10 protein-coding genes are annotated in these 12,919 nt (G+C 66.9%); 3 read left to right on the top strand and 7 right to left on the bottom strand.

The features are described 5' to 3' along the window. Positions 1-240: 240 nt before the first annotated feature. Entirely contained in the window at positions 241-1,191 is a 951-nt protein-coding gene (locus RMR04_RS28155) for a LysR family transcriptional regulator (RefSeq protein WP_311911817.1), read from the bottom strand. A 137-nt stretch (positions 1,192-1,328) separates the two neighbouring features. On the opposite strand from RMR04_RS28155, the gene RMR04_RS28150 reads away from it, so the two are divergent. The 3 genes from RMR04_RS28150 to RMR04_RS28140 all read left to right on the top strand — a co-directional run bounded on the left by RMR04_RS28150 (position 1,329) and on the right by RMR04_RS28140 (position 6,705). Then, positions 1,329-2,165, top strand: coding sequence for an alpha/beta hydrolase (locus RMR04_RS28150; protein ID WP_311911816.1), 837 nt, complete (start codon positions 1,329-1,331; stop codon positions 2,163-2,165). A 52-nt stretch (positions 2,166-2,217) separates the two neighbouring features. Then, the gene (locus tag RMR04_RS28145; protein ID WP_311911815.1) at positions 2,218-3,423 is read left to right on the top strand and encodes an efflux RND transporter periplasmic adaptor subunit; all 1,206 of its coding nucleotides are present in this window, start codon (positions 2,218-2,220) and stop codon (positions 3,421-3,423) included. A gap of 99 nt (positions 3,424-3,522) precedes the next feature. After that, positions 3,523-6,705: an efflux RND transporter permease subunit gene (locus tag RMR04_RS28140; protein ID WP_311911814.1), complete on the top strand. Its 3,183-nt coding sequence runs from the start codon at positions 3,523-3,525 to the stop codon at positions 6,703-6,705. Between the two features lie 153 nt (positions 6,706-6,858). On the opposite strand, the gene RMR04_RS28135 is transcribed toward RMR04_RS28140, so the two are convergent. From RMR04_RS28135 to RMR04_RS28110, 6 genes are all read right to left on the bottom strand, one after another. Beyond that, positions 6,859-7,824, bottom strand: coding sequence for a 2-hydroxyacid dehydrogenase (locus tag RMR04_RS28135; RefSeq protein ID WP_311911813.1), 966 nt, complete (start codon positions 7,822-7,824; stop codon positions 6,859-6,861). Between the two features lie 25 nt (positions 7,825-7,849). Continuing rightward, positions 7,850-9,451: a gamma-glutamyltransferase gene (ggt, locus tag RMR04_RS28130; RefSeq protein WP_311915970.1), complete on the bottom strand. Its 1,602-nt coding sequence runs from the start codon at positions 9,449-9,451 to the stop codon at positions 7,850-7,852. Between the two features lie 84 nt (positions 9,452-9,535). Beyond that, a complete protein-coding gene (locus RMR04_RS28125; RefSeq protein ID WP_310158902.1) occupies positions 9,536-10,216 on the bottom strand; it encodes an RraA family protein in 681 nt (226 codons plus the stop codon). Between the two features lie 9 nt (positions 10,217-10,225). After that, a complete protein-coding gene (locus RMR04_RS28120) occupies positions 10,226-11,014 on the bottom strand; it encodes an ABC transporter permease (protein ID WP_311911812.1) in 789 nt (262 codons plus the stop codon). Continuing rightward, positions 11,011-11,853 carry an ABC transporter permease gene (locus RMR04_RS28115; protein ID WP_311911811.1) on the bottom strand — a complete coding sequence of 281 codons (843 nt, stop codon included), beginning with the start codon at positions 11,851-11,853 and terminating at the stop codon, positions 11,011-11,013. The genes RMR04_RS28120 and RMR04_RS28115 overlap by 4 nt, the downstream gene beginning before the upstream one ends. Then, a complete protein-coding gene (locus RMR04_RS28110) occupies positions 11,850-12,917 on the bottom strand; it encodes an ABC transporter ATP-binding protein (RefSeq protein ID WP_311911810.1) in 1,068 nt (355 codons plus the stop codon). The genes RMR04_RS28115 and RMR04_RS28110 overlap by 4 nt, the downstream gene beginning before the upstream one ends. Positions 12,918-12,919: the final 2 nt, after the last annotated feature.

Here is a 12,919-nt window from a genome sequence, read left to right as displayed (position 1 = left end):
CGTCATCCCGGGCGGAGCGAAGCGCAGACCCGGGATCAATGCCGGAACGCCTATCGCGAGAGGTTCAGGCATGGATCCCGGGTCTCCCGGAGCCTGCCATCGGGCCGGCTGAAAGCCGGGCCCGGTGGGTCGCCCGGGATGACGGCGCGTTTCGGTAGGAAACTCCAACCCACTGAAATAATTGACCACATTCTCGGCCAGACTCTCAAGATGAGGGCTCGCGGAGTGGCCAGACGGGCTCTAACCGGCCGCGCAGGCATCGCTATGCGGCAGGCTGGATTTGCGCTGGATCAGGTCGTTCTTGCCGAAAAGCTCGGCCAGCCAGTCGACGAAGACGCGCACCTTGTTGCTGAGATGGCGGTTCGGCGGATAGACGATATGCAGGGGCTTCGGCGCTGAACACCAGCTCGCCAAGAGCGGTACGAGCCGCCCCGCCGTAACATGCTCCTGCACCATGAAGCTCGGCGCCTGGATGACGCCGAGCCCCGCCACCGCCGAGGCGACATAGCCGGCGCCCTCGTTGAGCGAGACGATATAGCGCCCCCGGACCTCGATGCTCTCCTTGGCGTCGACATAGGTGAAGGGCACGGTGCGGCTGGTGCCGGCGGCGCGGTAGCCGACGATGTAGTGGTCGGCCTCGAGCTCGCTGGGATGGCGCGGCGTGCCGTGGCGGGCGATGTAGTCGGGTGCGGCGCAGGTGATCAGGTACATTTCCCCGATACGCCGCGCGATCAGGCTCTGATCCTGGATCTCACCGGCGCGGATGGCGCAGTCGAGATTTTCGGCGACGAGGTCGGCCGGGCGGTCGCTCAGGCCGAGGTCGAGCTGGATCTCCGGATAGCGTGCATGGAAGCCGGGCAATGCGGGTATCAGCACCGCCATCGCCAGCGAGGTGCTGCAATCCACCCGCAACCGCCCGCCCGGCCGGGCCTGCGACAGCGCCAAGCTTGAATCGAGCTCGTCGATTTCGTTCAACACGCGCAGGGCGCGCTCGTAATAGGCGGCACCGTCCATCGTCACGGTCACGCGCCGGGTCGTGCGGTTGAGCAGCTTGGCGCGCAGATGCGCCTCCAGCTGCTGGATCTGCTTCGTCACGGTGGGCTTGGGCATGTCGAGCAGATCGGCGGCGCGTGTGAAGGTGCCGGCTTCGACGACCCGGACGAAGGCGCGCATGGCGTTGAGCTGGTCCATCCCATCCTCCTCGGCGGCTCAACCATTGTTTCCCTGTGGAAATAATGAATGAGCAAATATGCCATTTATTGCTCCATGAGCATCACTTAAATCACGCTGCACTGCAACACCAGTCGGCGACCCCAATCGGCCACCCCATGTCCGTCTCGCTCCTTCCGCAACTTCGTACCCGGCGCGCCGTCTTCTGGCGGCAGGAGACGATTGCGGCTGCGCAGGGCTCGCTTGCCGCCCGGCTCTATGCCCCGGCCGAGATCGAGCCCGAGGCCGGGCTGGTCCTGCATCTCCATGGCGGTTCCTTCAGCAGCGGTTCGCTGGCCGAAGGCGAGGCGGTCGCGACGGCGCTGGCCGAGGCTGGGGCGATCGTTATGTCGATCGATTATCCGCTGGCGCCTGGCCACCGCTTTCCCGAGGCGCTCGAGACCGCCTATGCCGCGCTCCAGACACTCGCCAAGGGCCGTGCCCGCTGGGCCTCGAAACATGCGCCGCTTTATGTGGCGGGCGAGGAGGCCGGCGGCAACCTCGCCGCTGCGCTTGCCTTGATGGCGCGCGATCGTCGCGGTCCGGAGCTTGCCGGCCAGATCCTGTTCTCGCCGATGCTTGATGCCTGCCTCGGCACCTATTCGCTGCGGACGGCTGAGGCTGGCCCGGTCGGCTGTCGCTGGGCCGATGGCTGGGCCGATTATCTCGGCACGCCGGACAAGGCGGCCCATCCTTACGCCGCCCCGCTCAACGCCTCGCGGCTGACGGGCCTGGCGCCGGCGCTCCTGATCTCGTCGCAGGACGATCCGCTGCGGGACGAAGCCGCGCATTATGCAACGCGGTTGCGGGAAGCGGGTGTGACGGTCCGCCACCATGTGCAGACTGGCCCGACGCAATGGCCGGATGCTTATGCCGGCGCTCCCGAGGAAGGCTCCTGCCTCTGTCTGGCATGCAACCATGTCACTGAATTCTATGCCTTGACCGCACCGCCCTAGACGGGCTGCCGGCAGCAATTTTCAATTTTTATCTCTTGGAAGGAGTGGACCCATGTTTCAGGGAACGACCCGTCGTCGCCTTTTGGGCGGCCTTGCCGCCAGCGCTTCGCTCGCGGCCATCATCATCGTCAATGCCACCGCCAATCGCGCGCAGGGCGACACCCCGCCCGTCGCCCCGCCGGCGACCCCGGTCTCGGTCGCGACCGTGGAGCAGCGCGATCTCGTCGCCTGGGCCGAGTTCTCCGGCCGGCTGGAAGCGATCGAGCGCGTCGAGGTGCGTTCGCGCGTCTCCGGCGTGGTCGAGGCCGTGCATTTCCGCGAGGGCAGCCTCGTCAAGCAGGGCGATCTGCTGATCAGCATCGACCAGGCTCCCTATCTCGCCGAGTTCGAGCGGACGCAGGCGCAGGTGCTGGCGGCGGAAGCCCGCGTCGCGCTGGCTGCCGGCGAGAATGAGCGCGGCCAGCAATTGATGGCGAGCCGCAACGTCTCGCAGAGGGATCTCGACACGCGCTTCAATGCGCTGCGCGAGGCGCAGGCCAATCTGCGCGCGGCGCAGGCAGCCCAGCAGACCGCGCGCCTCAACCTCGACTACACCCAGATCCGCGCGCCGATCAGCGGGCGCATCGGCCGGCTCGAGGTCACCATCGGCAATCTCGTCGCGGCGGGAGCCGGCGCGCCGCTGATGACGACGCTGCTCTCGGTCGATCCGATCTATGCCGCCTTCAACGCCGATGAGAGGACGGTGCTCGACGCGCTGGCCTCGCTACCGGAGAATAATCGCTCGCTTGAGCAGATCCCGGTCAGGCTCACGACTTCGACGAGCGAAGGCGCGACCTTTACCGGCAAGCTGCGCTTCGTCGACAACGGCATCGACGCGGCCAGCGGCACAGTGCGCGTACGCGCCGTGCTCGACAATCCCGGCGGCAAGCTGATGCCGGGCCAGTTCGTCCGGGTTCAGATGGGGCAGGCCCGCTCCGAGCCGGCGCTGGTCATCAACGAGCGCGCCGTCGGCACCGACCAGAACAAGAAGTTCGTCTTCGTCGTCGGCGCCGACAGCAAGGCCGCCTGGCGCGAGGTCACGCTCGGTGCATCGAATGACGGGCTGCGCATCGTCACCGGCGGCCTGAAGGCCGGCGAGCGGATCGTCGTCAATGGCCTGCAGCGCATCCGGCCGGGAGCGACCGTCGCGCCCGAATCCGTGCCGATGGCCGAAAAGTCCGAACTGCGCGCGGCCAAGACCGAACTCGCGCAACGCTGAGCCAGCAAACACAAACGCCACGTCGTCCCGGACCCGTTGGGTCGCCCGGGACGACGACGCGTTTCGTCTCAAAGACATCCGCTCCAAAGGGGGCGTGCCATGAACCTGTCCAAATTCTTCATCGACCGGCCGATCTTCGCCGGCGTCCTCTCCGTGCTGATCCTGCTCGCGGGACTGATCTCGCTGCGCATCCTGCCGATCTCGGAATATCCCGAGGTCGTGCCACCCTCCGTGGTGGTCAGGGCGCAGTATCCCGGCGCCAATCCGCGCGTCATCGCCGAGACCGTGGCCACGCCGATCGAGGAGCAGATCAACGGCGTCGAGAACATGCTCTACATGTCGAGCCAGGCGACGACCGACGGCGTGATGACGCTGACCGTCACCTTCAAGCTCGGCACCGACGCCGACAAGGCGCAGCAGCTCGTGCAGAACCGCGTCAGCCAGGCCGAGCCGCGCCTGCCGGAGGAGGTCCGCCGCCTCGGCATCACCACGATCAAGAGTTCGCCCGACCTGATGCTGGTCGTGCATCTGCTCTCGCCCAATAACCGCTACGACATGACCTATCTGCGCAATTACGCCGTCCTGAACGTCAAGGACCGGCTGGCGCGGATCGATGGCGTCGGCCAGGTCCAGCTCTTCGGCTCGGGCGATTATTCGCTGCGCGTCTGGCTCGATCCGCAGAAGGTCGCCGAGCACGGGCTTTCCCCGAGCGACGTGGTCCGCGAGATCCGCGCCCAGAACGTCCAGGCCGCGGCCGGCGTCGTCGGCGCCTCGCCGAGCGCGGCGGGCCTCGACCTCCAGCTTTCTGTCAACGCCCAGGGCCGCCTCCAGAGCGAGGAGGAGTTCGGCGAGATCATCGTCAAGACCGGCCCAACCGGGGCGGTGACGCGGTTGAAGGATATCGCCCGCATCGAACTGGGCGCGGCCGATTATGCGCTGCGCTCGCTGCTCGACAACAAGCCCGCCGTCGCCGTGCCGGTCTTCCAGGCGCCGGGCTCGAACGCGATCACCATCTCCGACCAGATCCGCAAGGTCATGGAGGAGATCAAGCAGAACATGCCCGAGGGCGTGGACTATTCGATCGTCTACGACACCACCCAGTTCGTCCGCGCCTCGATCCATGCGGTGGTCTCGACACTGCTGGAGGCGATCGCGCTCGTCGTGCTCGTCGTCATCGTCTTCCTGCAGACCTGGCGGGCCTCGATCATCCCGCTCGTCGCCGTGCCGATCTCGGTCGTCGGCACCTTCGCGGTGATGCATCTCTTCGGCTTCTCGATCAACGCGCTGAGCCTGTTCGGCCTGGTGCTGGCGATCGGCATCGTCGTCGACGATGCCATCGTCGTGGTCGAGAATGTCGAGCGCAACATCGAAGCAGGTCTCGAGCCGCGCGAGGCGACCTATAAGGCGATGCGCGAGGTCTCCGGCCCGATCATCGCGATCGCGCTCGTGCTGGTGGCAGTGTTCGTGCCGCTTGCCTTCATCAGCGGCCTGACCGGCCAGTTCTACCGCCAGTTCGCGCTCACCATCGCGATCTCGACAGTGATCTCGGCCGTGAACTCGCTGACGCTCTCGCCCGCACTGGCTGCCATGCTGCTGCGTTCGCACCACGCCCCCAAGGATGCGCTGACGCGCGCCATGGACAAGACGCTGGGCTGGTTCTTCCGCGGCTTCAACCGCTTCTTCAACCGCTCCTCGCAGGCCTATGGCAGTGGCGTGCGCCGCATCCTCTCGCGCAAGGCGGTGATGATGGCGGTCTATCTGGTGCTGGTCGGCCTGACCGCCGTGCTGTTCCGCACGGTGCCGGGCGGCTTCGTGCCCGGCCAGGACAAGCAGTATCTTGTCGGCTTCGCGCAATTGCCCGATGCGGCGACGCTCGACCGTACCGAGGACGTCATCCGCAAGATGGGCGAGATCGCCCTGAAGCATCCCGGCGTGCAGAGTGCGGTCGCCTTCCCCGGCCTGTCGATCAACGGCTTCACCAATTCGTCGAACGCCGGCATCGTCTTCGTGACGCTGAAGCCGTTCGAGGAGCGCAAGGACCCGTCTCTGGGCGGGGCGGCCATCGCCATGCAGCTCAACCAGCAATTCGCTGGTATCAAGGAGGCCTTCATCGCGATGTTCCCGCCGCCGCCCGTCCAGGGGCTCGGCACCATCGGCGGCTTCAAGCTGCAGATCGAGGATCGCGCCGGGCTGGGCTACAAGGCTCTCGACGAGGCGACCAAGGCCTTCATGGCCAAGGCTGCGGCCGCGCCCGAGATCGCCGGCATGTTCTCGAGCTTCCAGGTCAATGTCCCGCAGCTGTTTGCCGATATCGATCGCACCAAGGCGCGCCAGCTTGGCGTCGCGGTGACGGATGTCTTCGACACGCTGCAGATCTATCTCGGCTCATCCTATGTCAACGACTTCAACAAGTTCGGCCGCACCTACACGGTCCGCGCTCAGGCCGACGCCGCCTTCCGCGCTTATCCCGAACAGATCGCCCAGCTCCGGGTCCGCTCGGCCTCGGGTGAGATGGTGCCGCTGGGCGCCGTGCTGAACGTGCGCGCCGATGCCGGTCCCGAACGGGCGATGCGATATAACGGCTTCCTGGCCTCGGACATCAATGCCGGTCCGGCTCCGGGCTATTCCTCGGGGCAGGCGCAGGCCGCCGTCGAGCGCATTGCTGCCGAGACCTTGCCCAAGGGCTTCGCCTTCGAGTGGACCGAATTGACCTATCAGGAGATCCTGGCCGGCAACTCCGCCATGCTGGTCTTCCCGATCGCGATCCTGCTCGTCTTCCTGGTGCTGGCGGCGCAATATGAGAGCCTGACCCTGCCGATCGCGATCATCATGATCATCCCGATGGGCCTGCTCGCCGCGATGACCGGCGTCTGGCTGACGGCAGGCGACAACAACGTCTTCACCCAGATCGGCCTCGTCGTTCTGGTGGGACTATCGGCCAAGAACGCGATCCTGATCGTCGAATTCGCCCGCGAATTGGAGTTCGAGGGCAGGACGCCGGTCCAGGCCGCGATCGAGGCGAGCCGCCTGCGCCTGCGGCCGATCCTGATGACCTCGCTTGCCTTCATCATGGGCGTGGTGCCGCTGGTGACGTCGACCGGCGCTGGCGCCGAGATGCGCCACGCCATGGGCGTCGCGGTCTTCGCCGGTATGATCGGCGTCACCGCCTTCGGCATCTTCCTGACGCCGGTGTTCTACGTGCTGATGCGCAAGCTGACGGGCAATAAGCCGCTGAAGCAGGTCGATCACCCGCCTGCCCAGACGCTGGCTGAAGCGGCCTAAGGTCTCGAGCGGTTTCCGATCCAATTGGATCGGAAACCGCTCGATCTCTTTATTTTAGCGCGTTTTCTTCACGCGAACCGGTTTCCACTTCGCTCGAAAACGCTCTCGAAAGACATCATCGCCGGAGCGTTTCCCGCTCCGGCGATGTTTCGTTCAGACGACGAGATCGAGCGGCGGCACCGGCTCGCCGCGCGAGACATGGGCCATATTGGCGAACATCCGCGCCACCGTCGGTGCGAAATTATCGGCGGCCATGGCGGCGAGATGCGGCGTCACGACGAGGTTGTCGAGCGTCAGCAACTCGCTCTCGGGCGGCAGCGGTTCGACCGAGTACACATCCATCGCCGCGCCGGCGATGTCCTTGGCGCGCAGCGCCACCACCAGATCGGCCTCGTTGACGACGCCACCGCGCGCGACATTGATCAGCACGGCGGTCTTCTTCATCGCGGCGAAGGCGGCCTTGTCGATCAGATTGGTGGTCTCCGGCGTCAGCGGGCAATGCAGCGAGACCACGTCGGACTGGGCCAGAAGCTCGGCCATCGTGGCGTGCTTCACGCCGAGCGCGGCTTCCTCAGTGGCGCTGAGCGGCTGGCGCTTGGAATAGAGGATCGTGCAGCCAAAACCCTTGAGCAGCTTGGCGACATTCTTGCCGATGGCCCCAAACCCGACGATGCCGACCGTCTTGCCCGAGAGCATGAAGGTCTCGCCTGGAAGGTGTCCGGTGGCCCAATGCCCCTTCTTCAGCTCGGCATGGCCATAGCCGATATAGCGCAGCGTCGAGAGCATCAGTCCGAGCGTGAATTCGGCGACCGGCACGGCATTGCTGCCGGTGGTGCGGGCGACCTTGATGCCAAGCTCCTTCGCCGCGGCGACGTCGATATTGTCGACGCCGACGCCCCATTTATGCAGGAGTTTCAGCTTCTTCGCCGCGCGCAGCACATCGGCGGAAATGCCGACCTGGCCGGAGATGGCGTAGTCGGCCTCGGCGATGATCTCCTTCATATGCTCGTCGCCGCGCGCCGTGCCGTGGGTCAGCACAAAGCCGGGCGGCAGGAGAGCGCGCAGCTTCTCGGCGCGGTCGGGAGAGGTCATGTCGAGCAGAACGATGGTTTCGGGCATGGTCAGGGGTCCGGTCGCAGAAGGGTCAGATGGTGAAGCGCACGCCGGCGCGGGCGAGCCCGCCGGAGATCGCGACGGGGGTGCCATCGGCGCGCCAGCAGGCGGCGCCCGTCAGCGTGCCGTCGGGGTTGAAGGAGATGGCGTTCATGCCACCGGCGATGCGCGGCATGCGGACGATCCTGTGACCGCGCGCCGTGAGTTCGTCAGCGACGCTGTCGGGGATCGCGGCCTCCAGTTCCAGCGCGCCGCCCTCGGTCCAGACCCGCGGCGCCTCGACCGCCTCCTGCAGGCTCATGCCGTGGTCGATCAGGTTGACGATCGCCTGCAGCGCCGAGGGGAAGATGCGCAGCGCGCCGGGCAGGCCAAGCGCAAAGGCGAGCTCGCCGTCGCGCAGCACCATCATCGGCGCCATCGAGGTGAAGACGCGCTTGCCGGGCGCGATCGACAAGGCGCGGCCGGGATGCGGGTCGAAATTGAACATGTAGTTGTTGGTCAGCATCCCCGTGCCGGGGATCTGCGTGCAGGCACCGAAGAGGCCATTGATCGTCTGGGTCGAGGTGACGACATTGCCTTGGGCATCGGCGACCGTGACATGGGTCGTGTCGGCGGATTCGCCGCCCGAGAGCCCGGCGCTCCAGCTCTTGGCCTTGTCCAGCGTGATCAGCGCGCGCCGCTCGCTGGCATAGGCCTTGTCGATCAGGCGCTCGACCGGGACCTTGATGAAGGCGGGGTCAGCGGTGGCCACGGCCCGGTCGGCGAAGGCGATCTTCAGGGCTTCAGCCAGCAGATGCACTGAATCCGCCGAGCCGAAGCCAAGCGAGCCGATGTCGTAGCCCTCGAGGATGTTGAGCATCTGCACGATGTGCACGCCCGAGGAAGAGGGGGGCGGCGGGCCGACGATCTCGTAGCCGCGATAGGAGCCGCGCACCGGCTCGCGTGTCGCAACCTTATAGGCGGCAAGGTCGGCCTGCTCGATCAGGCCGCCATTCGCCGCCATGAAATCCGTCAGCGCCTTGCCGAGCGGGCCGTCATAGAGCGCAGCCGGTCCCTGCTTGGCGATCAGGCGCAGGCTCCTGGCGTAATCGGCCTGAACCAGCCGCGTGCCGGGCTCTATCGCCTTGCCTCCCACCAGCAGCAGCGCCGAAAGGCCGGGATCGCGCGCGAGGTCGGCGACATTGTCGCTGATGCAGTTGGAGAGATAGGGCGTCGTGACGAAGCCGCGTTCGGCCAGTCCGATCGCCGGCTGCAGCACCTCCTCGAGCGAGAGCGTGCCGAAGCGCGCCAGGGCCTCGCACCAGCCGGCGAGCGCGCCGGGAACCGCGACCGCCTTCGGCCCGACGACGTTGAGCCGGTCGCGCACGTCGCGCTGCCGGCCAACCTCGTCTGAGAGGCAGTCATACATCTCGGCGCTCGCCTTGAGCGGCGCGGTCGAGAGACCGTCGAGCACGACATGGCGGCCGTCGGCCATGCGGATATGCGCGACGCCGCCGCCGAGGATGCCGACCATCATCGGCTCGACGACGGTGAGCGCGAAGAGCGAGGCGACGGCCGCGTCGACGGCATTACCGCCGGCGAGCAGCATCTGCGAACCGGCCGCCGAAGCGAGCGGATGGTTCGTCACCACCATGCCGCGCGAGCCGGTGGCGGGCTTCTTCTCGCAGGCGAAGGTCGCGACGCGCGGAGCGGGAGGAGAGGAGGTCACGGTGTCGCCTCAGCCCTTCGCCGCGGCGATGGCGTCGAGCACCATCTTGGTCGCCCCGGAGAGATCGCCGAGCTTTTCGCCGGCCTTGACGCGGTCCTGGCTGCGCTCGCCGCGCTCCTGCCGGGCCAGCGCGGCGTCGGCGATCGCCTCGGCCTCGTCGCGCGGCAGCACCAGCACGCCCGATTCATCGGCCAGGATGACGTCGCCCGCCTTGACCGGAACATTGCCGCAGGAGATCGGCAGGTTCAGCGTGCCGCCGAGATTGTAGAGCCGCGTCGTGATCGGCGACATGCCCCGGCACCACATCGGGAAATCGCTATCCTCGATCTCGGCCAGGTCGGTGCAGGGCCCGTCGACGATGCCGCCGATCGCGCCTGCAGCCTTGGCCGCGACCGTGACGCCGCCGCCCCAGCAGGCATGCTTGTCGTCGCCGAGCCGGTCGACGACGAGGATGTCGCCGGGGCGCAGCAGGCCGAGCGTGTGGTGCAGCAGCGTCGAATCCTGGCCGGGGATGGCGAGCGTCACCGCCGCGCCGGCAATGCGCTTGCCGCGCAGCAGCGGCTGGATGCCGCGATCCATGAAGCCCCAATGCTGGGAATGGCCGATGGTCGCGGTTTCGACCTTCTGGAGCTTCTCGACGAGCGCGGCCGGCAGCTGCTCAGGCATGGGGGCGATGCGGTAATCGGGCATGGTGTTCTCCTATTTTCCAACGGCGCGCGCGACGCCGACAAGACGTTCCACGATGACGACGACGATCAGCGTCGCGACGATCAGCAAGACGGACAGGGCCGCGACCAGCGGGTCGGTGCGGCCCTCGACATAGCGCACCATCTCGACCGGCAGGGTCGCGGCGCGCGGTCCCGACAGGAACAGCGAGATCACCGTTTCGTCGAAGGACAAGAGGAAGGACAGGCAGGCGCAGGCGATCAGCCCCGGCGTCGCCAGCGGCAGGGTCACGCGCCAGACGACGCGCCAGGGCTTTGCACCGAGCGTCGCGGCGGCCGCCTCGATATCGTCGGGCAAGGTCGAGAAAGCCGTCGTCATCATCCGGATCACGAAGGGCACGGTCACGGTCATATGCCCGAGCACGAGGCCGGGCAGGGTCGCGGTCAAGCGTAGCGGCGTGAAGAACAGGAGCAGCGCAAGGCCCGTGATCAGGGTCGGCAGCAGCAATGGCGCGAGGAAGAAATTGGTCAATGCGCCGCGCCAGCGGAACTGCCCCTTGTTCAGCGCGAGCGCCGCGGGCACGCCGAGCGCCAGCGAGAGCAGCGTGACCACGCAGGCGATCTGCACGCTGAGCCACAGCGCGTTCAGCAGCGGCGCATTATGCGCGAGCTGGTTGAACCAGCGCAGCGAATAGCCCGACGGCGGGAACAGGATGAAATTATCAGCGGAGAAGGCAAGCGCCACGACGATCGCGATCTGCGCCAGGATCAGCACATAGACGACAGCCGCAAGGCTGGAGAGAACGCGTCCGGCGCCGTTCATCGCTGCAATCCTCTTGCCGCGATGTTGGAGGCGACAAGCAGCAGGAGCAGAAGCACGAGCGTGTAGATCGCCAGCACCGAGGCCACCGGCCAATTGGTGTTGGTTGTCGCCTGCTCGAAGATTTCCGTCGCCAGCACGAAGACGCGCCCGCCGCCGAGCAGCTTTGGCGTGATATAGGCCGACATCGAGAGCACGAAGCCCAGCCCCGCCGCCAACGCCAGCGCCGGCAGGCTGAGCGGCAGCGTCACGCGCCAGAAGGTGCGTACCGGCGAGGCTCCCAGGCTGCGCGAGGCCTCTTCCAGCGTCCGGTCGAGCTGGCCGAAGCCCGCAAGCAGCGCCAGGATCATATAGGGCATGATGCTCTCGGCCAGGCCGATGGTGACGCCGGTCCAGTTGAAGACGAGCTTAAGTGGCGTCGAGATCAGGCCGAGCGACTGGGCCAGCGTGTTGACGAGGCCGCGATCGCCCAGGATCGCGAGCCAACCGAAGACGCGCACCACGCCCGAGATCAGCATCGGCATGATCGCGATCACGGCGAGCAGCCCGCGAAAGCGCGAATTGGTGCGAAACAGGAACAGCGCGACCGGGTAGGACAGCATCAGCGCGCTCAGCGTCGCGCTGAGCGAGAGCCAGAGCGAATTCAGCGTCAATTCGAAGGTGAAGCCGTCGCTGAAGACCTCCTGCGCGGTCTTCAGCGACCAGGCCTCGATCATTGCGCCGGTCGGGCCGGTTTCATGGAAGGCATTTCGAAACAGGCCGAGCGTCGGCCAGACATAGACCGCGAGCACGAACAGCGCCGCGGGCAGGACCAGCAGCTTCAGGCGCGCCGTGCCGGTCATGGCGTCTCGCGGGCGAAGGGCCGGGCGAAGGGCAATGTGTCCCGCGCCTGCCAGATCACCGCGACCTCGGCGCCTTCCGGCAAGGCAGCCGTGCCCGATTGCGTTTCGATCGTGAGCTGTCCGCCGGCCCCCTCGAGCAGAATCTCGACATGGTCGCCGACGAAGACGCTGCGCAGCACGCGGCCGGTGACGCGCGCCATGCCATCGGCAACGGGTTCGGAGACAGGCACGATCCGCATGCGTTGCGGCCGGACGAACAGGTCGAACTCGCCGTCTGCCGGGGCCTTGACCGGCAGGGTCTGGCCCCAGAGCACGGCGTGGCCTTCCGCGTCGCGCGTCGCCGGCAGCGCATTGGCGCGGCCGACGAACTCGGCGACGAAGCGGGTGGCCGGGCGCTCATAGATGTCCTCGGGCGAGCCGATCTGCGCGATCCGCCCGCGATCCATCACCGCGATCCGGTCGCACATCGTCAAGGCTTCGACCTGGTCATGCGTGACGAACAGGGTGGTGATCCCGAGCGAACGCTGAATCGAGCGGATCTCGTGGCGCATCGTGTCGCGCAGCTTGGCGTCGAGATTGGAGAGGGATTCGTCGAGCAGCAGCACGGCGGGCCGGATCACCAAGGCGCGCGCCAGCGCCACGCGCTGCTGCTGCCCGCCCGAGAGTTCGCGCGGTCGCCGCCCGTCGAGACCCGCCAGCCGCACCAGCGCCAGCGCTTCCGTGACCTGCCGCGCGATCTCCGCCTTGTTGACGCCGCGCTCCTCCAGCCCGAAGCCGACATTGCGCCCGACGGACAGATGCGGAAACAGCGCATAGGACTGGAAGACATAGCCCATATTGCGCCGATGCGCCGGCAGCCGCGTGATCTCGGTCCCGTCGAGGCGGATCGCGCCGCGATCGGGATCGACCAGCCCCGCCAGCATGCGCAAGGTCGTGGTCTTGCCGCAGCCGGAGGGGCCGAGCAGCGCGACCGACTCTCCTTGCTCGACGGAGAGCGAGACATCGTCGACCGCGACGGAATCGCGATAGCGCTTCTGCAGGCGGGAGAGTTCGAGATAGCTCATCG

The sequence above is a fragment of the Bosea sp. 685 genome, from assembly GCF_031884435.1.
Classification (GTDB): domain Bacteria; phylum Pseudomonadota; class Alphaproteobacteria; order Rhizobiales; family Beijerinckiaceae; genus Allobosea.
The sequence above is the reverse complement of the archived record's forward strand: the minus strand, read 5'-3'. Positions and strand labels throughout refer to the sequence as shown.

Coding starts and splice junctions, on each gene's coding strand:
- RMR04_RS28155 (WP_311911817.1), bottom strand. CDS start 1,191: ATGGACCAGCTCAACGCCATGCGCGCCTTCGTCCGGGTCGTCGAAGCC.
- RMR04_RS28150 (WP_311911816.1), top strand. CDS start 1,329: ATGTCCGTCTCGCTCCTTCCGCAACTTCGTACCCGGCGCGCCGTCTTC.
- RMR04_RS28145 (WP_311911815.1), top strand. CDS start 2,218: ATGTTTCAGGGAACGACCCGTCGTCGCCTTTTGGGCGGCCTTGCCGCC.
- RMR04_RS28140 (WP_311911814.1), top strand. CDS start 3,523: ATGAACCTGTCCAAATTCTTCATCGACCGGCCGATCTTCGCCGGCGTC.
- RMR04_RS28135 (WP_311911813.1), bottom strand. CDS start 7,824: ATGCCCGAAACCATCGTTCTGCTCGACATGACCTCTCCCGACCGCGCC.
- ggt (WP_311915970.1), bottom strand. CDS start 9,451: ATGGTGGTGACGAACCATCCGCTCGCTTCGGCGGCCGGTTCGCAGATG.
- RMR04_RS28125 (WP_310158902.1), bottom strand. CDS start 10,216: ATGCCCGATTACCGCATCGCCCCCATGCCTGAGCAGCTGCCGGCCGCG.
- RMR04_RS28120 (WP_311911812.1), bottom strand. CDS start 11,014: ATGAACGGCGCCGGACGCGTTCTCTCCAGCCTTGCGGCTGTCGTCTAT.
- RMR04_RS28115 (WP_311911811.1), bottom strand. CDS start 11,853: ATGACCGGCACGGCGCGCCTGAAGCTGCTGGTCCTGCCCGCGGCGCTG.
- RMR04_RS28110 (WP_311911810.1), bottom strand. CDS start 12,917: ATGAGCTATCTCGAACTCTCCCGCCTGCAGAAGCGCTATCGCGATTCC.